Origin of the sequence: Frigoribacterium sp. 9N, assembly GCF_902506305.1 — a bacterium.
Classification (GTDB): Bacteria; Actinomycetota; Actinomycetes; order Actinomycetales; family Microbacteriaceae; genus Frigoribacterium.
This window is the reverse complement of the sequence record NZ_LR733392.1, coordinates 498,492-521,095: the sequence shown is the minus strand read 5'-3', so window position 1 is coordinate 521,095 and position 22,604 is coordinate 498,492. Positions and strand designations below refer to the sequence as shown.

The 22,604-nt window shown below is 73.6% G+C and carries 24 protein-coding genes; 19 read left to right on the top strand and 5 right to left on the bottom strand.

All coding sequences use genetic code 11. The annotated features are described in order from the left end of the window. The first annotated feature begins 199 nt into the window (after positions 1-199). The 14 genes from ARTHRO9V_RS15760 to ARTHRO9V_RS05475 all read left to right on the top strand — a co-directional run bounded on the left by ARTHRO9V_RS15760 (position 200) and on the right by ARTHRO9V_RS05475 (position 12,547). Positions 200-337, top strand: a complete 138-nt coding sequence (locus ARTHRO9V_RS15760) for a hypothetical protein (protein ID WP_173151413.1) — start codon at positions 200-202, stop codon at positions 335-337. 196 nt (positions 338-533) lie between these two features. Further along, entirely contained in the window at positions 534-2,552 is a 2,019-nt protein-coding gene (locus ARTHRO9V_RS05535) for a hypothetical protein (protein WP_159826024.1), read from the top strand. 156 nt (positions 2,553-2,708) lie between these two features. Beyond that, positions 2,709-3,695: an aldo/keto reductase gene (locus tag ARTHRO9V_RS05530; protein ID WP_159826022.1), complete on the top strand. Its 987-nt coding sequence runs from the start codon at positions 2,709-2,711 to the stop codon at positions 3,693-3,695. 184 nt (positions 3,696-3,879) lie between these two features. Continuing rightward, complete coding sequence (locus tag ARTHRO9V_RS05525) at positions 3,880-4,158, top strand: acylphosphatase (RefSeq protein WP_056046650.1); 279 nt, start codon at positions 3,880-3,882, stop codon at positions 4,156-4,158. 265 nt (positions 4,159-4,423) lie between these two features. Beyond that, positions 4,424-4,942: a methylated-DNA--[protein]-cysteine S-methyltransferase gene (locus tag ARTHRO9V_RS05520; RefSeq protein WP_159826020.1), complete on the top strand. Its 519-nt coding sequence runs from the start codon at positions 4,424-4,426 to the stop codon at positions 4,940-4,942. A gap of 1 nt (position 4,943) precedes the next feature. Next, positions 4,944-5,504, top strand: coding sequence for an RNA polymerase sigma factor (locus tag ARTHRO9V_RS05515; protein ID WP_082460320.1), 561 nt, complete (start codon positions 4,944-4,946; stop codon positions 5,502-5,504). After that, on the top strand, positions 5,501-6,127 hold the full coding sequence (locus ARTHRO9V_RS05510) for a methylated-DNA--[protein]-cysteine S-methyltransferase (protein ID WP_159826018.1): 627 nt from the start codon (positions 5,501-5,503) through the stop codon (positions 6,125-6,127). Before ARTHRO9V_RS05515 ends, ARTHRO9V_RS05510 begins: the two co-directional genes overlap by 4 nt. A 44-nt stretch (positions 6,128-6,171) precedes the next feature. Next, positions 6,172-6,828 carry a DNA-3-methyladenine glycosylase I gene (locus tag ARTHRO9V_RS05505; protein ID WP_159828485.1) on the top strand — a complete coding sequence of 219 codons (657 nt, stop codon included), beginning with the start codon at positions 6,172-6,174 and terminating at the stop codon, positions 6,826-6,828. Further along, positions 6,771-7,802 (top strand): DNA-3-methyladenine glycosylase, encoded by a 1,032-nt coding sequence (locus ARTHRO9V_RS05500; RefSeq protein ID WP_370516183.1) that lies wholly within the window; start codon positions 6,771-6,773, stop codon positions 7,800-7,802. The genes ARTHRO9V_RS05505 and ARTHRO9V_RS05500 overlap by 58 nt, the downstream gene beginning before the upstream one ends. A gap of 35 nt (positions 7,803-7,837) precedes the next feature. Continuing rightward, the gene (locus ARTHRO9V_RS05495) at positions 7,838-8,512 is read left to right on the top strand and encodes a hypothetical protein (RefSeq protein ID WP_123570561.1); all 675 of its coding nucleotides are present in this window, start codon (positions 7,838-7,840) and stop codon (positions 8,510-8,512) included. Positions 8,513-8,589: 77 nt separating this feature from the next. After that, positions 8,590-8,922, top strand: coding sequence for a hypothetical protein (locus tag ARTHRO9V_RS05490; protein WP_123570562.1), 333 nt, complete (start codon positions 8,590-8,592; stop codon positions 8,920-8,922). A 104-nt stretch (positions 8,923-9,026) separates the two neighbouring features. Beyond that, the gene (locus ARTHRO9V_RS05485; RefSeq protein ID WP_056047805.1) at positions 9,027-10,313 is read left to right on the top strand and encodes a M18 family aminopeptidase; all 1,287 of its coding nucleotides are present in this window, start codon (positions 9,027-9,029) and stop codon (positions 10,311-10,313) included. A 126-nt stretch (positions 10,314-10,439) separates the two neighbouring features. Beyond that, complete coding sequence (locus ARTHRO9V_RS05480; RefSeq protein WP_159826014.1) at positions 10,440-11,171, top strand: ABC transporter ATP-binding protein; 732 nt, start codon at positions 10,440-10,442, stop codon at positions 11,169-11,171. Further along, positions 11,168-12,547: a hypothetical protein gene (locus ARTHRO9V_RS05475; RefSeq protein WP_159826012.1), complete on the top strand. Its 1,380-nt coding sequence runs from the start codon at positions 11,168-11,170 to the stop codon at positions 12,545-12,547. The genes ARTHRO9V_RS05480 and ARTHRO9V_RS05475 overlap by 4 nt, the downstream gene beginning before the upstream one ends. Here the strand turns inward: ARTHRO9V_RS05475 and ARTHRO9V_RS05470 are convergent. Beyond that, positions 12,481-13,110, bottom strand: coding sequence for an alpha/beta hydrolase (locus ARTHRO9V_RS05470; RefSeq protein WP_159826010.1), 630 nt, complete (start codon positions 13,108-13,110; stop codon positions 12,481-12,483). The two genes, ARTHRO9V_RS05475 and ARTHRO9V_RS05470, sit on opposite strands and share 67 nt — an antisense overlap. Positions 13,111-13,157: 47 nt before the next feature. Here ARTHRO9V_RS05470 and ARTHRO9V_RS05465 point away from each other — a divergent pair, with 47 nt between their 5' ends. Then, entirely contained in the window at positions 13,158-13,694 is a 537-nt protein-coding gene (locus ARTHRO9V_RS05465; protein ID WP_159826008.1) for a DUF1990 family protein, read from the top strand. A 60-nt stretch (positions 13,695-13,754) separates the two neighbouring features. Here the strand turns inward: ARTHRO9V_RS05465 and ARTHRO9V_RS05460 are convergent, their stop codons facing one another. Then, positions 13,755-14,465 carry an SRPBCC domain-containing protein gene (locus tag ARTHRO9V_RS05460; RefSeq protein WP_159826006.1) on the bottom strand — a complete coding sequence of 237 codons (711 nt, stop codon included), beginning with the start codon at positions 14,463-14,465 and terminating at the stop codon, positions 13,755-13,757. 137 nt (positions 14,466-14,602) lie between these two features. Between ARTHRO9V_RS05460 and ARTHRO9V_RS05455 the strand changes: the two genes are divergently transcribed. Beyond that, positions 14,603-15,712, top strand: coding sequence for an alpha/beta fold hydrolase (locus ARTHRO9V_RS05455; RefSeq protein ID WP_159826004.1), 1,110 nt, complete (start codon positions 14,603-14,605; stop codon positions 15,710-15,712). A gap of 103 nt (positions 15,713-15,815) precedes the next feature. Here the strand turns inward: ARTHRO9V_RS05455 and ARTHRO9V_RS05450 are convergent, their stop codons facing one another. The 3 genes from ARTHRO9V_RS05450 to ARTHRO9V_RS05440 form a co-directional block, all read right to left on the bottom strand. Then, positions 15,816-17,096, bottom strand: a complete 1,281-nt coding sequence (locus tag ARTHRO9V_RS05450; RefSeq protein ID WP_123570566.1) for an Nramp family divalent metal transporter — start codon at positions 17,094-17,096, stop codon at positions 15,816-15,818. 219 nt (positions 17,097-17,315) lie between these two features. Continuing rightward, entirely contained in the window at positions 17,316-18,035 is a 720-nt protein-coding gene (locus ARTHRO9V_RS05445; protein ID WP_159826002.1) for a hypothetical protein, read from the bottom strand. Between the two features lie 107 nt (positions 18,036-18,142). Continuing rightward, complete coding sequence (locus ARTHRO9V_RS05440) at positions 18,143-19,639, bottom strand: CvpA family protein (protein ID WP_159826000.1); 1,497 nt, start codon at positions 19,637-19,639, stop codon at positions 18,143-18,145. Positions 19,640-19,806: 167 nt separating this feature from the next. On the opposite strand from ARTHRO9V_RS05440, the gene ARTHRO9V_RS05435 reads away from it, so the two are divergent. The 3 genes from ARTHRO9V_RS05435 to ARTHRO9V_RS05425 all read left to right on the top strand — a co-directional run bounded on the left by ARTHRO9V_RS05435 (position 19,807) and on the right by ARTHRO9V_RS05425 (position 22,592). Further along, complete coding sequence (locus ARTHRO9V_RS05435) at positions 19,807-20,730, top strand: CoA ester lyase (RefSeq protein ID WP_082460322.1); 924 nt, start codon at positions 19,807-19,809, stop codon at positions 20,728-20,730. 165 nt (positions 20,731-20,895) lie between these two features. Next, positions 20,896-21,570, top strand: a complete 675-nt coding sequence (locus tag ARTHRO9V_RS05430) for a PadR family transcriptional regulator (RefSeq protein WP_082460323.1) — start codon at positions 20,896-20,898, stop codon at positions 21,568-21,570. Positions 21,571-21,710: 140 nt separating this feature from the next. Then, on the top strand, positions 21,711-22,592 hold the full coding sequence (locus ARTHRO9V_RS05425; protein ID WP_056046674.1) for a DNA/RNA non-specific endonuclease: 882 nt from the start codon (positions 21,711-21,713) through the stop codon (positions 22,590-22,592). The last annotated feature ends 12 nt before the right edge of the window (positions 22,593-22,604 follow it).

Sequence of the window (22,604 nt, the reverse complement as noted above, 5' to 3'; positions counted from 1 at the left end):
GACGGGGGTCATCGGGGCCTGTCGTCTCGGGGTGTCGTCGGGTCGGGCGGGTGGTCGGACACGGACTCCTCGCGTGAGGCGGACCGGGCCACTGGGCAGTGTAGGAGCCGTGAAGATGGCCGCGGCTACAGACACCGGGGCCGCGGCGCCGTAGCCTCGGGCGGACCGGATCATCTCGGTCCGCGACGGAGGCACCACCATGGCAGAGAAATCAGCGAAAAAAGGCACCGCGAAGGTTGCCGTGCGCTCCTTGAAGGAGAAGCGCGCCGACAAGAAGGCCAAGGGCGCGACGGGTGGCCACTCGGAGGACATCGTCTCCAACGCCAAGAAGCGCTGACGCACGACGTCCCCGAAGGGGCGCCGACCTCCGCACCGGGTGACCGGTCGCGAGGCGGCGCCCCTTCGTCGTTCCCGGCACGCGGCGACGCCCGCGACGACGCCTCGGGTCGGTCCGGGTGTGACACGACGACCACACCTGACATAACCTCGACCTCGTGGCCCGCGATCAGGGGTGGGGCCGGAGGGACGTCGACATGATCGACAGGCGCATCAGGGCATGGGCGGCGACGGGGGTGACGGTCGTCGTGGCCGGCGCGCTGGCCATCGGGGGCGCGACCAGCGCCTCCGCCGCCGGACCGGGAGCGGTCGGCTGGGCCGACTTCACCGTCGACGGGACGGCTCGTGCCTTCACGGGCACGATGACGCTCCCCGGGGACTTCCCGCAGGCGACGTTCACGTCGACCTCGCGCCAGGCGACGATCCCCAGCGGATCGAGCACGTGGCAGGGCACGGGCACGCCGGTCGGCGCCGAGTACGACTCGAGCCGCGGTCGCCCCTACCTCAACCTCCGTCCCGCCCAGGATTCGCCGACCGCGGCCGCCGCGTCGGTCACGACGTACACCTTCGACCGGGCCACCCCCGCGAGCGACTGGTCGTTCGTGCTGGGCGACGTCGACGCCGACCAGGTCACCGTGTCGGCCACCGGCGCCGACGGTGTGGCCGTGCCCGCCGACGCCCTCGGCTTCGGGAGCACGTACAACTACTGCCGCACCGCGGCCGGCGGTCCGTCGCCGTCGTGCGACGCCGCGGGACTGCGCGACGTGCCGACCTGGAACGCCGCCACGGGCGTGCTGAACGGCAACGCCACCGCGTCCGACACCGAGGGCGCCGCCGCCTGGTTCAGCCCGACCGTGCCGCTGTCGACGCTGACCTTCACGTACCAGCAGCGTTCCGGGTTCCCCGTCTACCAGACGTGGTTCGTGACCAAGACCTTCACCGCGAGCGGGGTGGTGACGAACGACGGCGCGGCCTACCCCGGAGCGATCGTGACGGTCGTCGACCCGGCGACCGGTGAGGTCGTCGGCACCACCACGACGGTCGGCCCCGACGGCACCTGGTCGGTCCCCGGCCTCGTCTCGGGCACGCCCTACGAGGTCGACGTCACCACACCGGAGGACGCCGCGGATCTGCCTGCCGTGCCCTTCACCATCGCGGGCAACGACTCCCCCGGACTCGACTTCGCCTTCGCCGGCGCCGTGCCCCCGGTGGCCACCGCGCCCCTCACGGTGACGGTCGTGGAGGCCGACGGGACGCCCGTGGCCGACCGTCCGGTGAGCATCGTCGTGCCCGGCCAGATCGACCCGGTGGCGTCGGGGACGACCGGAGCCGACGGCTCGGTCACCTTCGAGGGGCTCGACCCCGCGGCCGAGTACGACCTGGTGGACGAGGTCACGGGCATCGCCCGCGGTCCGGTCACCACGGCCTCCGGCGCGTCGATCACGCTCGACCCGACCGTCGAGATCACGACGAGCATCGTGAACCCCGACGGATCGGCACCCGCGACCGGGTCGACGGTCGACATCGTGCCGGTCGGCGAGACCGCGCCGGTGGCGAGCGTCGAGACCGGCGCGGGCGGCTCGTTCACGGCCGACGGCCTCACCCCTGGCGAACAGTACGAGGTGGTCCTCGACGAGGACGTCGACTCGGCCGTCACGATCACCGCACCCGCGACGAGCGGGACGATCCCGCCCGTGCAGATCGCGGCCCCCGCGACCGTGTCGGTCGAGGGCACCGTCGTGAACTCCGACGGCACGCCCGCCGCCGACCTCGAGCTGTCGCTGATCGAGGCGGACGCCACCGACCCCGAGCCCGTCGCCACCCCGACCACCGACGCCGCGGGCGTCTACCGGGCCGACGACCTCGTCCCCGGCACGACCTACGACGTCGTGGCCGACGGCGAGACCCTCGGGTCGTTCACGGCGCCGACCGCCGACGGGACCGTCCCGACCATCACCCTCGCCGCGCCTCCCGTGGTGACCCCGGTGCCCGACCCCGAGCCGACCCCCGACCCGACCGTCACGCCGGCTCCCGTCGTGCCGGCAGCCGGAGGCCAGGGCACGGGCGGCACGGGCACCGGCGGCTCGGGCCGACCGCTCGCCTACACCGGCAGCGAGCCGGGCCTGCCGCTCGGCGTCGCGGCGGCCGCCCTGGCCCTCGGCCTCGCGCTCGTCACGGGCTCGGCCGTCACCCGTCGCCGGGCGGGGCGCCGCTGACCGCGGCGGCCCCCGGGGCCTGACCCCACGAGGCAGAGGAGGCGCGGTGTCCGGTCGACGGGCACCGCGCCTCCTGCTGTCCGTCGGCCCGTGGGCCCGTGGGCCCGTGGGCCGGGCATGTGCCCGCACCGGGTGCGAGGGAGTTGGCTCGGGACCATGAAGAACACCACACTCGGCCAGGTCGACGGCGGACTCGACGTCGGCCGCCTCGGCCTCGGCCTCATGGGCATGTCCGCCTTCTACACCGGCAACAGCACCGACGACGACGAGTCGGTGCGCGTCATCCACCGCGCGCTCGACGTGGGCGTCACCCTGCTCGACACCGCCGACATGTACGGCCCGCACACGAACGAGCAACTGCTCGGCCGCGCCCTCAAGGGCCGCCGCGACCAGGCCGTCGTCGCGACGAAGTTCGGCAACGTGACCGACCCCGAGGCCCGCGCCGAACGCACGGTCGACGGTCGCCCCGAGTACGTCCGCCGGTCGGTCGACGGCTCGCTGAAGCGCCTCGGCATCGACCACATCGACCTCTACTACCAGCACCGCGTCGACCCGCTCGTGCCCATCGAGGAGACCGTGGGCGCCATGGGCGAGCTCGTCACGGCCGGCAAGGTGAGGTTCCTCGGGCTGTCCGAGGCGGCGCCCGAGACGATCCGCCGTGCCCACGCGACGCACCCGATCACCGCCCTGCAGACCGAGTGGTCGCTGTGGAGCCGTGAGCCCGAGGCCGAGATCCTGCCGACCGTCCGCGAGCTCGGCATCGGCTTCGTGCCCTACTCGCCGCTCGGTCGGGGGTTCCTCACGGGCACCATCCGCTCGGTGGACGAGCTCGCCGAGGACGACTTCCGCCGGTTCGCTCCCCGCTTCTCGGGCGACAACCTGCAGGCCAACGTCCGCATCGTGCAGCAGGTCGACGAGGTCGCCCGGGCCGTCGGCGCCACACCGGGTCAGGTCGCGCTCGCCTGGCTGCTCGCCAAGGGTGACGGCATCGTGCCGATCCCGGGCACGAAGCGCCGCGCCTACCTCGACGAGAACGTCGCGGCCGACGACGTGGTGCTCGACGCCGAGCAGGTGCACCAGCTCGACGACGTGGCCGCGCCGAAGGGCGCCCGCTACGCCGACATGTCGACGGTCGACAAGTAGCGAGGCGGCCGGCGTCGGCTCGGCCGTCGGCCTGCGTGAGCCGTCGCTCCGCCACCCCGGCACCCCGCCACGAAATGAACATCCCGCCATCCCTTTCCGTGGCGGGATGTCCACTTCGTGGCGGGGTGAGACGTCCGGGCGCGGAACGAGGGCGAGCCCGAGGAGGCGCGGGTACGGTCGAGCGATGGACGACGTGATCAGACGCCGGGCCCTCGTGCACGGTTCGGTGCAGGGCGTGGGTTTCCGTTTCTCGACCGAGGGCGAGGCGGACCGACTGGACGTCGGCGGCTTCGTCCGCAACCTGCCCGACGGGACCGTCGAGGTCGAGGTCGAGGGACGGCCCGACCGGGTGGCGCTGCTGCTCGAATGGCTGGACGAGGGACCTCGTGGGGCCCGGGTCGACCGGGTCGAGGTGAGCGAGATCACCCCCGTGGGCGAGAGCGAGTTCAGCACGCGCCACTAGCCCGAGCGACGATCAGTACGGGGCCCAGCGGCCGGAGACGAGAGACCCGGCCCGGACGCTCGCACACACCCGACAGTGTGGAGTGCCCGGACCGGGCGTTCAAGGGTACCTGCTCGACGGCCCGGCCCGATCACCCGGACCGGTTCGGTCGGACCGTCCGGCCCGGTCGGCCCGGGGCGTCCGATCTCGTCGACCGGTGACCTCACATCCGGTGCCGCTGCCGCGTCTACGGGGTGGATACCATCGCCGAGAGCCAGGAGGCACCGTGAGCGTCCACACCAGCGTCGACACCCCCGTCGGCCCGTTGACCGTCGTCGGGGGCGAGACGGGCCTCGTCGGCCTCTACTTCGACGAGCACCGCCACCTGCCCGATCCGACCGGCTTCGGCCCGGTCTCGCGGGACGGCGTCGGCCTGAGCGACTTCGCCGAGGTCGGGCGCCAGCTCGGCGAGTACTTCGGCGGCGAGCGGCGCTCCTTCGACCTCCCGCTGGCACCGCGCGGCAACGACTTCCAGGTGCGGGTGTGGACGCTCCTCCGCGACATCCCCTTCGGCGAGACCCGCAGCTACGGGCAGCTCGCGACCGCGCTCGGCGGCGTCGGCCTGGCCCGGGCGGTCGGCGCCGCCAACGGGCTCAACCCGTTGAGCATCGTCGTGCCGTGCCACCGCGTGGTCGGCTCGGGCGGGGCCCTGGTCGGCTACGCCGGCGGGCTCGACCGCAAACGGTTCCTGCTCTGGCTGGAGGCCGACCAGCCGTCGGGCCCCGACTCCGGTCGGCTGTTCTGACGTGGAACCCTTCGAGCGCGTGGTCGCCCGGCACGGTCGCACGGTCTGGCGCGTCTGCCGGGCCGTGCTCGACGAGCACGACACCGACGACGCCTGGAGCGAGACGTTCGTGGCGGCCCTCGTCGCGTACCCGTCGCTCCCGGCGTCGACGAACCTCGAGGCGTGGCTGGTGACCATCGCGCACCGCAAGGCGATCGACGTGCTGCGGGCACGCGAGCGTCGCCCCCGGCCGGTCGAGACGGTGCCCGAACCGCCGCCCGCGCCTCCTCACGACGAGACCGTCGCGCGCGCGGACGAGCTCGACGGTGCGTTGCGCACCCTGCCGCCGGGCCAGCGGCGTGCCGTGGTCTACCACCACCTCGTCGGGCTCTCGCACCGCGAGGTCGCCGAGCTGACCGGCATCAGCGCGGACGCGGCCCGGCGCGCGTCCGCCGACGGCATCGCGGCGCTGCGGCGGCTGCTCGCGGAGCCGGCGACGCCCCGACCGGCCGACGCCTCCGACCGGGCCGCCGGCCGCGCCTCCGTCCCGTCCGCCTCCCCCGAGCCGAAGGGCACCCGATGACCGCCTCCCCCATCGACGCGTCGACCGACCCCGGCGACCTGCTGACCGGCCTCGACCCGACCGACGAGCGACTCGCCGCGCTGCACGCCCGCTTCGCCGAGACCGCCCTCGGCGTCGGGGCGGTCGACGTGGCCTACCGCACCCTCGACTCCCCCGTCGGCCTCCTGCTGCTCTGCGCCACCGACGTGGGCGTGCTGCGGGTGGCCTTCGAGATCGAGGGGCACGACACGGTGCTCGACCGCCTCGCCTCGACGGTCAGCCCGCGCATCGTCGAGGCGCCGTCACGGCTCGACACCGTGGCACGCGAGCTCGACGAGTACTTCCGCGGCGAGCGCCGCGCGTTCGACCTGCCGCTCGACCGGCGCCTGTCGACGGGGTTCCAGCGGACGGTGCTCGAGCACCTGCCCGACATCGGCTACGGGTCGACGGCGAGCTACGCCGCGGTGGCGCTGGCCTCGGGCAGTCCTCGCGCGGTGCGGGCCGTCGGCACGGCCTGCGCCACCAACCCCCTGCCGCTCGTCGTCCCCTGCCACCGGGTGGTGCGGAGCGACGGGTCCTCGGGCAACTACCGTGGGGGCATGGCGGCCAAGCAGATCCTGATCGACCTCGAGGCGGGGGCGTGAGCGACGCGGTGACCTCCGGCGTGACGGCGTCCGACCCGGGAGCGGTGCCGTCGGACGTGGCGGGCGCGGGCGTCGTGGTCGGTGACGACGGGCTGGCCCGGCCGGTCTGGGCGTCGACCGACCCGCTGCTGCGCGACTACTACGACACCGAGTGGGGCCTGCCCGTCCGCGACGAGCACGGCTTGTTCGAACGGCTGAGCCTCGAGGCGTTCCAGTCCGGGCTGTCGTGGGCGACGATCCTGCGCAAGCGGCCCGCGTTCCGGAGCGCGTTCTCCGACTTCGACCCCGAGGTCGTCGCCCGCTTCGGCGACGAGGACCGGGCACGGCTGATGGCCGACGCGGGGATCGTCCGCAACCGGCTCAAGGTCGACGCGACGATCCGCAACGCGCGGGCGACGCTCGACCTGAGGGCCGACGGCGGCCTGGTCGACTTCGTCTGGTCGTTCCGGCCGGCCGAGACTCCCCGGCCCCGCACGATGGCCGAGGTGCCGACGACGTCGCCGGAGTCGCTCGCCCTCTCGCGGGCACTCAAGGCGAAGGGGTTCACCTTCGTGGGGCCGACCACCATGCACGCGCTGATGGAGGCCGCGGGCATCGTCGACACGCACCTCGTCGACAGCCACCGCCGCGGGTCGTCCGGGGTGTGGGCCGACGACGGCCGGCCGGTGCCGGACGGCGGCCCCCGGGCGGCCGGGTCGTGACCGCGGACTCGCCCGACGGGGCGGTACCGCACGGGGCGGCACCGGTCGGGGCGGTACCGCATGGGGCGGTACCGCACGGGGCGCCCGCGCGCTTCGTCGTCGAACCCGTCGGCGCCTGGGACCACGCGCACGCCGTGGGATTGCTGGCGGCGCACAGCGTGCCGGGAGCCGAAGCCACCGACGTCGCCGCGGCCACGCACGCGCGACTGGTCGAGCTGGGCACGGGAGCCGAGCGCGCCTCCCACCGTCTCGACCTGTCGTTCGCGGCCACCGGGGTCGACGTGACGGTGACCGGGCCCGACGGCGTGCTGCCGACGGAGGCGACGGTCGACGAGGCACGACGCGTCGTGCGGACGTGGCTCGACCTCGACACCGACCTCGACGACGTCGAGCGGGGCTTCGCCGACGACCCCGTGCTCGGGCCGCTCGTCGCGGCGCGTCCGGGCATCCGCGTGACGGGCAACCCCGACGGGTTCGAGACGGCCGTGATGACGGTGCTCGGGCAGCAGGTCTCGCTCGCCGCGGCGCGCACCTTCACCGGGCGGCTCGTCGCGGCCCATGGCGAACCCGTCGCGGGGACGGGCCTGACGCGGTTCCCCCGCGCCGACCGCCTGGCGGCCGCCGACGTCGACGAGCTGCGGGCCGCGGTCGGGGTGACGAACAGTCGCGCGCGGACGATCCACGCCCTGGCCGAGGTCGTCGCCGACGGACTCGTCATCGCCCCCGACGTCGACCACGCCGACGCCCGCCGACGCCTGCTCGCCGTGCCCGGCATCGGCCCGTGGACCGTCGAGTACCTGGCCGTGCGCGCCCTCGGCGACCGCGACGCCTGGCCGGCGGGCGACCTCGTGCTGCGGCGCGTGATGGGCGGCCTGACGACGAAGGAGGCCGAGGTCGCCGGGGCACCGTGGTCGCCCTGGCGCGCCTACGCCCTGTTCCACCTCTGGGCCGCGGTGCTGCCGACCGCGCCGTGAGGCGCCCGGCCGCCGGAATGCTCGATACTCGTCCGGTGGACATCGACGGCACCCTCGACATCGTCAGCGCGCATCGCGCCGCGGACGAGATCGAGGAGGCGCGGGTCCTGTTGCGAGCGCTGGCCGAGCAGGCGCCCCGGGATCTGATGGTCCGGATGGCCCTGACGGACTTCGCCCGGGCGGAAGGCCATGTCGACCAGGCGGCCCGGTGGGGCATCGTGATCGACGGCTACACGACCGCCCACGAACGCCGGGTGTTCTGGCGCGTGATGACCGGCATCACGACCCTCAACCGTCTCCGCACCTATCTGCGACTCGAACCGGGTGCCGACCTGCCCCGCGATCTCGTGGCCATGTTGCCGCCGCACCTCGGCGGCACGCATGTCGACGGGTTCTACCGAGCACGCTGGGATGACGACACACGCCCGACACTCAAGGGGTTGGGGGACGCGGCGCTCCTGCCCATGTGGATCAGCACGCCTGTCCCGGCCGTCGCGGCAGGACTGTCCGAGTGGCAGCGCGATTCTCCGTCCCCGGCACTGGCCGTCGTCGCTGCCGCCCTCGCCCTCGTGAGCACGGCGGCGATCGTCGGCTGGATCGCCTACGGCGTCCGCAACCGCACCGTCGGACTCCCGCTCGTCGCCGTGGGCCTGCTCGTCGCCGGCGTCTGGTTCGCCCTCCACGCGACCTCCCTTCCCGTGCCCGAGTGACGGGCGCCGAACACCGTGGATCGGGGGCGTCTACCGTTCCACTCCCCGACATTTCCTCCACGACGAGAGCGGCCAGCATGAACACCGACGACGACCGACCCGACGACCAGGCTGCGGTCGAGGCCGCCGCGATCGAGACGCACCGGGCCGCCCACGGCACGGGCCCGACCGACACGCAGGGCGAACCCGCCGCATCGGGCGACGCGACGCCGGACGGCGACGTCACGCAGCCGCTCGGCGGCAGCCACTCGGGCGAGGACGGCTACGTCGCCGTGAGCCCCGGGGGCGTCTCGGGCGAGCAGGACGCCGCCTTGACCGTCGACGACGAGGACCCGCACTCGGCCGACCCCGAGGCGAACGCCCACCGCGGCGACATCGGCGCGAACCGCGGCGGCAGCGGCGGCCGCTGACCCGTGTGAGACCCCGGGAGCGCGCCGAGACCCACGTGCGCGAGCAGGGGCCTCGGCCCCTTCGTGAGGTCTCGGCGGCGACCGGGTGGTGCATGCTGGTGGGGATGACTGACACGCGCCCCCACCTCGACGACTTCGCCCGCTTCATCCAGGCCTCGCCCTCGTCCTTCCACGCCGCGGCCGAGGCCGCCCGCCGGCTCGACGACGCCGGGTTCACCGCCCTCGACGAGACCGCCGAGTGGCCCTCGGGCCCGGGCCGTCGCTACGTCGTGCGCGACGGCGCGGTCATCGCCTGGATCGAGCCGGCCACCGCGACGGCCACGACGCCGTTCCGCGTCGTCGGAGCGCACACCGACTCCCCCGGCTTCAAGCTGAAGCCCAAGCCGACGACCGGCACCCGCGGCTGGCTGCAGGCCGGCGTCGAGGTCTACGGCGGTCCGCTGTTCAACTCGTGGCTCGACCGCGACCTCGAGTTCGCCGGCCGACTGGTCACCCGCAGCGGCGAGACGCACCTGGTGCGCACCGGGCCGCTGCTGCGCTTCCCGCAGCTCGCCGTCCACCTCGACCGGGGCGTCAACGCCGAGGGCCTGAAGCTCGACCCCCAGCGCCACCTGAACCCCGTGGTCGGGGCGGGGCCGCTCGACGAGGCCGACGTCCTCGGCCACCTCGCCGGGTTGGCCGGGCTGACCGGAGCCGACGTGACCGGGTACGACGTGGTCGTGGCCGACACCGCGCCTCCTGCGGTCCTGGGGATGTCGGGCGAGCTCTTCGCCGCCGGGCGCATGGACAACCTGTCGTCGACCCACGCCGGTCTCGTCGCACTGGTCGAGACGGCGACCTCGGGCGTCGAACTCGACCACGTCGCCGTGTTCGCGGCGTTCGACCACGAAGAGGTCGGTTCGGCCACCCCGTCGGGTGCAGCCGGGCCGCTGCTCGAGGACGTCCTGGCCCGGGTCTCGGCCGGTCTCGGGGCGACGACGACCGATCACCGCCGGGCACTCGCCGGGTCGTGGTGCCTGAGCGCGGACGCCGGGCACGCGGTGCACCCGAACTACCCCGAGCGGCACGACCCGGTCAACCAGCCGGTCGTCAACCGCGGGCCACTGCTCAAGATCAACGCGAACCAGCGCTACGCCACCGACGGGCTCGGGGCGGCCGAGTGGTCACGGGCGTGCGAGCAGGCGGGTGTGCCGTTCCAGGAGTTCGTCTCGAACAACTCGGTGCCCTGCGGCTCGACCATCGGACCGATCACCGCGACGCGGCTCGGCATCCGGACGATCGACGTCGGCATCCCGTTGCTCGGCATGCACTCGGCCCGCGAGTTGTGCGGAGCCGACGACCCGGCCTACCTGTCACGCGCCGCCGCCGCCTTCCTCGCGCCAGACGCGTAGGCCCGGCGCGGACGGCCGCGGCCCTGCCCTGCTCTGCTCTGCTCTGCCCTGCCCTGCCCTGCCCTGCCCTGCTCGAGGCGGTTCGCCGTGACATGACGGTCTGACATGTCACGGTAGTTTGGTGCGATGCACGAGGCGAATCGACTACGACTGGCGGACGTCGAGATCCGGTACGGGCGCCGACCGGTGGTGGCCGCTCCCGCACTCGAGATCGCCCGATCGTCCACGACAGCGCTCGTGGGAGCATCCGGCAGCGGCAAGAGCTCTCTGCTTCGCTGCCTGACGGGCCTCCAACGCCCTTCCTCGGGTCAGGTCTTCGTCGACGACCTCGATCTGACGTCCTTGTCCCCCTCCCGGCTCGCTCGGCGACGGCGAGAGCTGTTCAGCATCGTCCTTCAAGACGGCGGCCTCGTACCGTCCTTGTCGGCCTTGGACAACGTGCAGATCGCTCTCGACCTCCGCCGCATCCCGAAGTCGCGATCCACTGCCCGATCGACCGTCGCCGACCTCGGCCTGACCAGACTGGCCGACCGGCGACCCGACGAGCTGTCCGGCGGCGAGCGGCAGAGGGTCGCCTTCGCCCGGGTGCTGGCCCAACGGGCACCTTTCGCGACGTTGGACGAACCGACCTCGAGCCTCGACGCCGAGAGCCGCGCCGACGTCGTCGACGGCATCCGTGCGCTCGCGGCCGCGGGGTGCGGCACGGTGCTGGTCACGCACGATCTCGAGCTCGCCGCCAGCGTCGATGCCGTCGCGGCGATCACCGAGGGGCAGGTCGTCACGCATCTGACCCCGACGACGGCGTCGGACATCCGCCGGCGGATGCGAGCCGTACACGACACACAGAGCGAAAGATGATCGGCCTCGCTCGTCTCGCCGGGGCCTCCCTGCGCATGCTCGCGACCGATCGGGCCACCTGGTTCGCCTACGGCGCCGTCGTCCTGGTCACCACCGTCGTCGCCGGCCTCGCCCTGACGGGTGTCGACTCGGCAGGCGGTGCGCCCGCCCCCCTCGGAGGCATCGTCCGCTCGTGGACGACTCCCGCGGCGTTCATGGCCGTCGTCGCCGGCACGACGTGCCTCGCCGCCGTGTCACGGCTGACCCAGTCACAGTTCGACCCGACCCGTCTCGCCTGGGTGCCCTTGGGCGTCCTGCCGTGGCAGGGGCGCGCGCTCATCGCCCTCGAGACGGCCGTCGTGACGGTCGCGGCCGCCACGGGGGGTGTCGTCATCGTGATCGTGACGGCCACGGCCCTCAACCCCCTGGCAACTCCCTGGGGTTCCCTCGTCCTCACCACGGGTCCACTGGTCACCGTCGGCACATCGGTCGTCGTCGCCTTCTCACTGACCCCGGCGCTGGTAGGTGCGACGAGCCGCTTCCCGCCGCGTCCGCGACGGGCCAGGCTCGGCCGCGTGCTCGGTTGCGCGATCCCCGTCGCGGCCGTCGTGGTGCTCCTGGCCCTGATGCCGTCGACTTCGATGAGGGACGACGACGTGGCCGGGCTGGTGCCCTGGTCGCTCCTCCTCGTCGTCCTCGGATCCGTCGCCGCGTCGACGACAGGCCCTGCGGTCTGCCGTCTGGCCGCCGCCGGGCTCGGTCTGGTTGCGCGGGGTACCCGATGGACCATTCCCCGACTCGCCTTCCAGGCCGTCGCGGACGGCGTCCGCCGCGATGGCGCGGGCATCTCGGTGCCGATGGTCGGCGTCGCCGTCCCCGGCGGACTCGCCGCCGTCTTCCTGGCGGGCGACGAGGCCCTCCGTGCGTTCGGTTCGCTGGTCACGTCGGAGACGACGATCAACTGGGCGGCCGTGACCGGTCTCGCCACGGCGCCCGCCCTCCTCGCAGCGGTCACGGGTGCACTCGTCTTCAGCCTGTCGGCCCCGATCCGTCGAGACACCGGGCGAGCACTGCTCGCCGCGGGAGCCGCCCCGGCGACCCTTCGGGCCATCGCCTCCTTCGAGGCCGTCCTGCTCTGGGCTCTCGGGGCCCTTGGCGCCGTCGCCGTGGTAGCGGTCTCGGCCTCACCTCTGTTGTCGGCCGCCCAGGCCGACCTCGGCACGTGGGCGGCCGTGACCGTGAACCCGATCACCCTGTGCTGTTCCGGACTCGCCCTCGTCGCACTGCTGATGGGCAGTTCGATCGGCCGACGGTCGTGGCCGGCGGCGGATCAGCCGAAGGCCTCCGCCGCGGGTGCCCCGAGCGCCCAGGCCAGGACCGCCGGCCACTCGCCGTAGCCCGAGTCCGGGGTGAGGTGACCGCCTCGGGGCACGACGACGACCGGGGCGTCGACCCGCGCCTCCCAGGTGTCGACCGGGCCGAGCGGCAGCCACTCGTCGTCGTTCCCGGCGACGACGACCGACTCGTCGTCGCCCCCGAGCGCGAGCCGCCGCCCGTCGAACAGCTCCCCGGCCACGAACGCGTGGATCGGCTGGCCGGCGATCAGCTCGGGCGACGGAGGCGCGACCAGCGCCACCCGGTCGGCGGACGGAGGCGCGACGCCGGCCTGCAGCCTCAACCAGAGCAGGCACGAGAGGCTGTGGCACAGCACCGTCACCGGACGGCCCGCGGGCAGGGCGGCCCGTTCGTGTCGCACCGCGGCGTCCCAGGCGGCGGGCGTGGGCTCGTCGGCGTCGGGCAGCTGCGGGTAGCGCACCACGTGTCCGCGGGCCTCGAGCTCGCCGGCGAGCCAGCGCTGCCAGTGCCCCTCGGGACGATGGTTCTGCCAGCCGTGAAGGATCAGGAAGGCCGTGGGCGGGGTCGGGAGCGGGGTCGGCGTCGGGGCGGTCGCGTCGGTCACCGTCCGATCATGCCCGGCCCGGCGTCCTCACGTGGCAGGGTCGACCCATGACGTCACACCCGTACCGCGCCCGGTTCGGCGACGGCTACGCCTTCGAGGGCGAGCCCACCCTCGACGGTCCGCCGCCGACCGGATTCCACGTGACGACGCGTAGTCGGGTGATCGGCCACGGCCGGGCCGCCTTCGAGGCCGCAGGGGACGCCGTGCTGCACTGGCAGGTGCACCGCGGCTCGGGCTTCGTGCCCCTCGAGGTGCCCGACCGCGTGGCCGTCGGTGCGACGAGCGTCTGGGGCGTGACCCTCGGCCCCGTGCACCCACCGGTCGCCTGCCGGGTGTTCGCCGTCGTCCGGTCCGCCACCGAGATCGGCTTCGGACACGCCGCCCTGGTCGGCCACCCCCAGCGCGGCTGGGAGAGCTACCGCGTGCACCACCACGACGACGACCGCGTCACCCTCGACATCCGCGTCGTCTGGCTCCCCGCCGCGTGGTGGATGCGGGCCGCCGGGCCGGCGTCCGCACTCGCCCTCTCGCTGATCCTGCGGCGCAACCTCCGTGCCCTCGACGTCGTCGTGGCCTCCGCCTGACGGCACCGCGCCCTCACCGGACGGCCCGGTCACCCCTCCGTGGGGACGAGGAGGCGCGGCTCACGAGAACAGGTCGTCGAGCCACCTATGCCAGGCCGACCCGGTCGCGGCGGCGTCGGCCCCGTCGGCGAAGTCGTGGACGCTGACGCTCACCCCGGCCCCCCAGGCCTCCCGCCCGAAGACGCGGACGAGCGCGCTCGCGGTCCGGAGCCCCACGAACGACGCCGTGCGGTACGAGAGTCCCGCGGCGACCGGACCGACGCCGGGCAGGTCGACCACGACGGCGTCACCGACCTCGACGTCGTCGGCCAGGTCGAGGGCCTGCAGCACCCGGGCGGCCGATCCCGCCGCCCGCGACGACTCCGGGGCGTCGACGCTCGTGAACGTGGCCTCCCGCCCCGTGAACCATGCGACGTACTCGGCGAGGGTGTGCAGGTAGAAGTCGGTGTGCTCCTCGACGCCGGGCACCTGCCCCTCGTCGAAGACGCTCGAGTGCCGGTAGGTCAGCCGGGTCGCCTCCTCGGTGTCGTCGCCTGCCTCGAGGGCGAAGTCGAGCTCGTTGAACCAGCCGCCCTCGCCCTCCATGCGGTTGGCGTAGTGACGACCCGGTCGCCAGGCCGTGACCACCGCGCCCGGCCCGGCCGCGCCTCCCACCCGGGGTTCGACCTCACCGGGCCAGAGCCACCCGCCGGTGCCCGTGGTGACGGCGTCGAAGACCACGGCGGGAGGCGCGGCGAGGGTGACGGTCCGGACGATGTCGGCAGCGGGCACGATGACTCTTCTCTCGTCGAGGCGGGTGGGTCGGAGGCGGTGGGCCGCGGGCGGGACCCGGCGGGGTCAGCCTGCCACCGGGGACCCCGCCCGCGCCACCGTCCCGGGCTCCGAGCCCACCGTGCCACACTGATCCGATGACCCCTCGACGTCGCCACGCCGGTTCGCCACGGCGTGCGGCCGCCCGCGACGCCTCGCGAGCGGGGGACGTCGACACGACCGTCACCGTGCGTCGCGTCGAGCGGGGCGACCTCTACGTGCGGGTCAACACGATCGGCGACACGGGCGAGCGTCCGTTCGTCCTCGTGCCGGGCATCGGCGTCTCGTCCGACTACTTCGAGCGCCTCGCGCCGAACCTCAACGAGTTCGGCCCCGTGCACGCTCTCGACCTGCCGGGCTTCGCCGGGGTGCCGCACCCGGGTCACGCCCTGAGCATCCGCGAGTACGCCGACCTCGTCGGCACCGCCATCGACGAACTGGGACTCCACGACCCGGTCGTCGTCGGGCACTCGATGGGCACGCAGATCGTCGTCGACCTCGCCGCGCGCCGACCCGACCTGTCGACCGTCGTGCTGATCGGGCCGGTGATCGATCCGGCCCATCGTCACGTGCTCGAGCAGGCGGTGCGGTTCGCCCGGGCCGCCTGGCACGAGCCCGGCCGGGTGAAGTTCCTGGCCCTGAGCGCCTACGTGCTCTGCGGGGTGCGTTGGTTCTCGCGCATCCTGCCGAAGATGATGACGTACCCGATCGAGCGGCACCTGCCGCAGATCGCCGCCGACACCCTGGTCATCCGGGGCGAGCACGACGCCGTCGCCCCACGCGAGTGGGTGCGCCGCGTCGGCGAACTGCTGCCCTCGTCCCGCGTGTGGGAGATGCCCGGGGCCGCCCACTCCGTCATGCACGCCCACGCCGAAGAGGTCGCCAAGCTCTGCGTCGAGCACGCCCAGCAGCCGATCCGACACGACGAGGGCGTCGAGCTGCACCATTACGTCGACGCGGGGGACGGCGACGAGAGCGACGACTTCAGCCCCAGCCCGGCCGACTTCGTGAAGGCCGTGGGGGCGCGCCTGCGGTCGACCGCGGCGACCATGCGCGGCGACGACGAGGCCCTCGCGAAGGCCAAGACGGACCACGCCGAGTCGATGCAAGCGGCGTTCGACCGTCGCCAGGCCGAGAAGGCCGCGGCCGGCGCCGACCCCGACGACGGCCCGCACATCGAACCCACGACCGGCGGCGCCGACCGCTGACGGCGCGGCTCGTCTCGGCCGGGCCGAGTCGGGGCGGGTCGGGTCGGGTCGGGTCGGGCCGGGTCGGGATCGCAGGAGGCGCGGGTCGCCTCGCCGCCGACCCTCACGCCCCCGAGACGGTCAGCCCGATCAGCACGAGGTTGAGGGCCACGACGACGACCACGGCCACCCAACCGGCGATCCGCGTGCCGACGGCGTTGACGCCCGTGCCCATGAGCGAGCGGTCGCTCGTCGCCACGACGAGGGGCACGAGGGCGAAGGCGATGCCGAAGCTCAGCACGACCTGGCTGAGCACGAGCAACCACGTCGGGCTGATGCCCGTCGCGAGCAGCACGAGGGCCGGGATCAACGTGACGACCCGGCGCACCATGAGCGGCACCTGCACGTGCAGCAGGCCCTTCATGATCTCGGCGCCCGCCATCGCCCCGATCGACGTGGACGCGAGACCCGACGCGAGGAGGCCGACGGCGAACAGGACGCCGATCACCGGCCCGAGCGCCGCCGCGATGGCCCGCTGGGCCCCGGGGATCGTGTCGGTGCCGTCCTGACCCGACAGGGTCGAGGCCGCGAGCACGAGCATGGCGATGTTGACGCCGCCGGCGACGAGCAACGCCAGCACGACGTCCCACCGGGTGGCCTTCAGCACGCGGGCACGATCCGCCCCCTCGGCCACGACGCCGTGGTGGTCGCGGGTGAGCGCGGAGTGCAGGTAGACCGCGTGCGGCATGACCGTCGCGCCGAGCATCGACGCGGCGAGCAGCACCGCCGTGCTGTCCTCGAAGCGGGGCACGAGACCGGCGAGCATGCCTCCGGCCGACGGCGGGGCGAAGAGCAGCCCCGCGCAGAAGCCGAGCGTGAGGACGGCGAGCAGGGCGATGACGACGGTCTGGAACACCCGCCCGCTGCGGTACCTCGTGAGCAGCAGCAGGCCGAGCGAGACGAGGCCGGTGATCAGACCCCCGACGACCAGCGGCACCCCGAAGAGCAGCTGGAGCGCGAGGGCTCCCCCGATGATCTCGGCGACGTCGGTCGCGGCCGCCACCAGCTCGGCCTGACCCCAGTACGCCAGCCGGAGGGGCCGACGACGGAGGCGCGTGCCCATCACCTCGGGCAGCGACCGACCCGTGACGATGCCGAGCTTCGCCGACAGGTACTGGACGAGCACCGCGATGGCGTTCGCGAGGACGAGCACCCAGAGGAGCGTGTACTGGTACGCCGCCCCGGCCGTGAGGTTGGCGGCGACGTTGCCGGGGTCGACGTACGCGATCGCGGCGACGAACGCCGGGCCGAGCAGGGTGCCGCGCGGTCGGGCGTGCACGACCTGCGGGGCACGGCCGTCACGGGGGTGGTCGGCGTCGGCACGGCGGGTGTCGGACGAGCTCATGCCTCGACCCTAGCAAGGTTTCGGTACGCCGAAACCTTGGTGTGAGACCTCCGTAACCCGCCCGCAAGCCGCACGCCGCGCCCGCACACCGAACGCCGCGCCCGAACGCCGAGAACCCCGTTCACGAAGACGAACCACGATTGATCGGGGTTCTTCTTCGCGAACGGGGTTCTTCTCGGTGATCGGCTACGTGCCCGATCGGTCGAGCGGGGGTGTCGCTTATTCGGTGGCGACGGTGATCTTCGCGACGCCGACGAGCATCTCGTCCTGGACGGCGTCGGTCTTGAAGGTCTGGTTCAGCAGGGCGGCGGCGTCGGGGCTGACGTGGACCGTGGTGCCCTCGAGGACGGCGTTCGAACCTTCCATCTGGATGGGCTTGAGCGTGCCACCGTAGAGGCTGAAGAGGTAGGCGTCTTCGGCGGCGACGGTGCCGTTGGCGGTGACGGTGCCGTAGAGCTTGCTCTCGCCCGGGTCGATGCGGAAGTCGGTGAGTTCGACGACGGTGCCGTCGGCCGAGGTCAGCGACAGGCCGGAGCCGTCGTGGTCGATCTCGCCCTGGACGTAAGGTCGCACGTCGCTGTCGGGGCCGTAGTAGTCGACGTTGCCACCCGTGATGGGGAACGCGAAGGTGCCGTCGGTGAAGGTCGCGGTGCCCACGACGCCGGGGGTCAGGCCCAGGCTCGTGAGGGCCTCGACGAAGGACGCGTCCACGGCGACCTGCGTGTCGACGCCGTTCGACAGATCCGAGATGGACGCCTCGGGCAGCATGCTCTCGCCGGGGCCGGGTTCACGGGTCTGGTTGACGGGGTGCGTCGGGGCCGTGTTGTTGCTCTCGGAGTCCGAGGTCGAGGCGCAGGCCGCGAGCGAGAACACGAGGGCGCCGGTGGCGACGACGCCGAGGACGCCTCGACCGAGGGAGGAACGGAAGGGGGTGCGCATGAATGGTCCTTGTCTGTGCTGCCCGGTGGGATTGATCGGTGTTCGACGCCCGGGCCGCGTCGGATGGGGCGAGGGGGCGACCCGGCCGGGCCGCCCCCTCGCGGCGCTCAGTCCTCTTCGGAGAAGAAGCGGTCGACCTTGCGGTGGTACCGCTGACCCAGCAGACCACCGAGGACGGCACCGGCGAAGCTCAGGACGACGACGAGGCCGAGGCCGATGAGACCGGCGAGGGACGACGACTGCAGGTCGTCCATCGAGGGCACGAACGGGTTCGGCGACGACGAGTCTCCGGTCTGGGTGCCGACGACGCCGACGACGATCGCCAGGACGATCGTGATGACCAGGCCCCAGAGCCAGGTCGCGAGCCCCTGCTTGAAGCCGCTGAAGCGGGCGATGCGCGACGCCGTGTAACCACCGATGAGGTACCCGAAGAAGATGATCGCGAGCACCACGATGCCCGAGGTCAGCGCGAGCACGTCGGCGTTGTCGGTCGTGAAGCTGCGCAGGTCGGCCATGGCGGTCGAACCGGATGCGACCCCGCCCCAGGCCGCGAGGACGCCGCCGAAGATCGTGATCATGACGAGGCCGAAGCCCGTCGCGGCGAACCAGCCGAGCAGGCCAGCGCCGAAGCGGATGCCGCCGAACTCCTCTTTCTGCTGGGCGAGCAGCTCACGGCGCACCGACACGTGGTCGATGCCCGAGTCCTTGACGAGGGGGTAGGCGTGGGAGCCGGTGTCGCGACCCGCGGCGGCTCCTGCGGCCGCGCCTCCGGCTGCCGCCGCGGTGGGCGCGACGGCGGTGGGGGCGTCCTGACCGAACGAGGGCTGACGCTCGGCCGCGGCGCGGTCGGTGGCGTCGCGTTCGGCGTCCGAGCGGTCGTCGACCCACCCGTCGTGCGAGGACGAAGAGGCGCCGGTCGCCGCGGTCGCGGACGCCGCGGTGGCCGTGTCGTCCCCTCGGTCACCGGTGGCGGGCTCGCCGGCGCGGGCGGCCTCGGCCGCACGGAGGGCCTCGTCGTCGTGCAGCGGACGGCGCGTGCCGTCCGAGGAGGCGGACCAGGCCCGCTGGGCGGGCTCGGTCGGCGCCACCATGGGCACCGCCTCGGTGGGACGGCCGGTCGAGGCCGCGTCGCGGTCGGACTCCGAGAGGACCTCGGTGTCGCGGCGGTCGGCGTCGGTCGACGCGTCGGCGTCGGCGCGCTGGTCGGACCCGGTGTCGCCGGGGACGTACTCGGCGGGCACCGAATCGGGCAGCGCCTCCTCGTCGGACGACGCGGGAGCCTCGTGGGCCTCCGGGCCGGACGCGTCGGTGGTGGCGGGGGCCTCGGCGACGACCGGGCGGTCCTCGGCGTCGGCGACGGGGGCCTGCTGCGTCGGGGCGTCGGACCCGAAGTCGACGGCGGGCTGCTGCTGCGTCGGGGCGTCGCCGCCGAAGTCGACGGCCGGGGGCTGCTGGGTCGGGACCTCGGAGCCGTACGGCACCTCGGTCGGCTCGACCGTCTCGCCGGTCTCGTCGGACCGCGGGGCGTCGTTCGTGTCGCCGTACTGGGGATCGCGTCCCTCGTGGTCGGGGCGGTCGCGCCGCGGATCGTTCGCGTCGGTCATGGCTCACTCCTGTCGGTGGGGTCGTTCCCTGGATCTGTGATCCGCCTGAACGTTACGCCCGAACGGCACCCCGGGCCGGGAGCCCCCGCCCGCGCCCGCGGGACTCACGGGCGCGGACGAGCCGGTAGCGTGGACCGGACCGCCGAGCGACGAAGGACGACGACGTCATGACCGACACCAGCCAGACCCCCTCCGACCCGACCGCGACGGCCTCCGGCGCGACCGACTCCGCGGCGACGGGCCGCCGGGCCGCGGCGGCCGCCCGCACGCGACCGAAGGCCGACATCGCCCGTTCGTGGCTGCTCGTGCCGGGCACCGCCCCCGACCGTTTCGACTCTGCCCAGGCGTCCCGCGCCGACCAGATCGTCCTCGACATCGAGGACGCGGTCGACCCGGCCCGCAAGCCCGCCGCTCGCGACGACGTCGTCGCCTGGCTCACGGGCGGCGGCGAGGCCTGGGTGCGCATCAACGACCGCTCGACCGACTTCTGGTCCGACGACGTCGACGCCCTGATGGGCCTGCCCGGACTGCACGGCGTCATGCTCGCCAAGACCGAGGCGCCCGAACACGTCACCGAGACCTTCGACCGACTCGGAGGCGCGGTGCCGGTGCTCGCGCTCGTCGAGTCGGCCCTCGGCATCGAGGAGAGCCCCGCCATCGCCAAGGCCCGCGGGGCGTTCCGCCTCGCGTTCGGAAGCGGCGACTACCGCCGCGACACCGGCACGAGCGCCGACGACCTGGCCATGGCCTACCCCCGCTCCCGCCTCGTCGTGGCGAGCCGCATCGGCGGGCTGCCCGGCCCGATCGACGGCCCGACGGTGGGCAGCAGCCACCCCGTCCTGCGGGAGCAATCCGGGGTCGCGGTCGCCCTCGGCCTCACCGGCAAGCTCTGCCTCGACGTCGAGCAGCTGCCCGTGATCAACGAGGTCATCAGCCCCACGCCGTCCGACGTCGCCTGGGCCCAGGACTTCCTCGCCGACTTCGAGGGACGCGGCCGGGTCATCCGAGACGGCAGCGACCTGCCCCGCCTGGGCCGGGCCCAGAAGATCGAGAAGCTCGCCTCGGCGTTCGGGGTGCAAGCCGCGAACTGACGGCTCGACGGAAGGAGGCGCGTCCCACTCGGGACGCGCCTCCTTTCTTTCTGCCCGGATGTCCGCCGGACCGTTGACAGACGATAGTCACCGACATATCTTTGACACATCGCGACAGGACGTCGCGACCTCGATCTCTTCCCCCCGACCCGAGAGGAGTACCCCATGGGTACCGACTTCACCACCGAGAACCACGGCGACCCCCGTCGCCGGCACCACGACTCCCCCGACGCCCGGCACGACCCGATCGGCCGCGGCGAGGGTCACGGCCGCTTCGGCCGTCCGTTCGGCCGCGGGTTCCGCCCCGGTCCGGGCTTCGGCGGCTTCGGCCCCGGTTTCGGCCCCGGCGGCCCGGGCTTCGGTCCCGGCGGTTTCGGACCGGGCCGCGGAGGACGCGGCCGGGCACGACGCGGCGACGTGCGCCTCGCGATCCTCTCGCTGCTGTCCGACGCCCCGTCGAACGGCTACGGCCTGATCAAGGCGATCGCCGAGCGCACCGACGGCACGTGGAAGCCCAGCCCCGGCTCGGTCTACCCCACGCTGCAGCAACTCGTCGACGAAGAGCTCATCTCGTCCGACGAGGCCGCGACCAAGAGCGTCTTCACGCTGACCGACGCAGGCCGGGCCTACGTGGCCGAACACGCCGACGAGATCGAGAGGGCCTGGGCCGCCACGGCGGACGACGCGAGCGACACCGACCGCGAGTTCCAGACCAGCCTCATGAAGCTCATGGGCGTCGTCAAGCAGTTCCACCACGACGGCAGCGACGCCCAGCGGGCCGCCGCCACCGCCAAGCTCGACGAGGCACGCCGCGCGCTCTACACGATCCTGGCCGACTGAGCCCCGGCGGGCCGAGGCTCGGCCGACCGAGCCCCGGCCGGCCCTCCTCCGGTGGGCCGTCCTCCGGTGGCGGCCGGACCGATGTCCGGGGTCGTGGGCATGATGGGCCCACGAGCACGACGACCCCGCCGGAGGCGCGCATGAGCACCGCAGACGACCGCACCACCGCGAGCACCGCCGACCTCGGGCGCGCCGGGTACGACCCGTCATTCCTCACGGTCGACGTGCCCCTGCCGGCCGTCCACGCCACCGTCCGCGAGCTGCCCTACGTCCACTTCACGGTGCTGCTCGACCCCGTCCGGCGGTTGGCCGCCCTGACGGCCGTCAACATCGACGGGTCGTCGCTGGTCGACCTCGGCCGGGGCGACGACTGGCACCTCGACGAGCGCGTGCCCGACGACGAGCAGACGGGTCCCGAGGTGTACGCCTCCAACGACCTCGACCGGGGGCACCTCGTGCGTCGGCGCGACCCGGTCTGGGGCGAGCGTGCCGTCGCGGCCGCGGCGAACGTCGACACCTTCAGCTTCACCAACGCCGCACCCCAGGCCGCCGAGTTCAACCAGTCGAAAGAACTGTGGCTCGGCCTCGAGGACCAGGTGCTGCAGTACGCCTCCACGCATCGGCAGCGGCTGACGGTCTTCACGGCGCCCGTGCTGCTCGACGACGACGCGCCCTACCGCGGCATCCGCCTGCCCCGTCGGTTCTTCAAGGTCGCGGCCTGGACGACCTCCGACGGCGGTTCGTTGCGCAGCGCGGCGTACCTGCTCGACCAGTCCCCCGAACTCGACGGCGTCGACCTCGAGGCGGCCTTCGCCCGCGCGCACGAGCAGGGCGACCCGCCGCCCCTCGGGCCGTACCGCACCTACCAGGTGCCCGTCCGCGACATCGCCGAGATGACCGGTTTCGACCTCGCCCAACTCGCCGAGGCCGACACGCTCCGGCCCGTGCCCACGATCGAGCCGCCGGACGGCATCCGCGCGGGGTGGGTGCCGCTCACGTCGGTCGACCAGCTGTCGTTCTGACCGCCAGGCGAC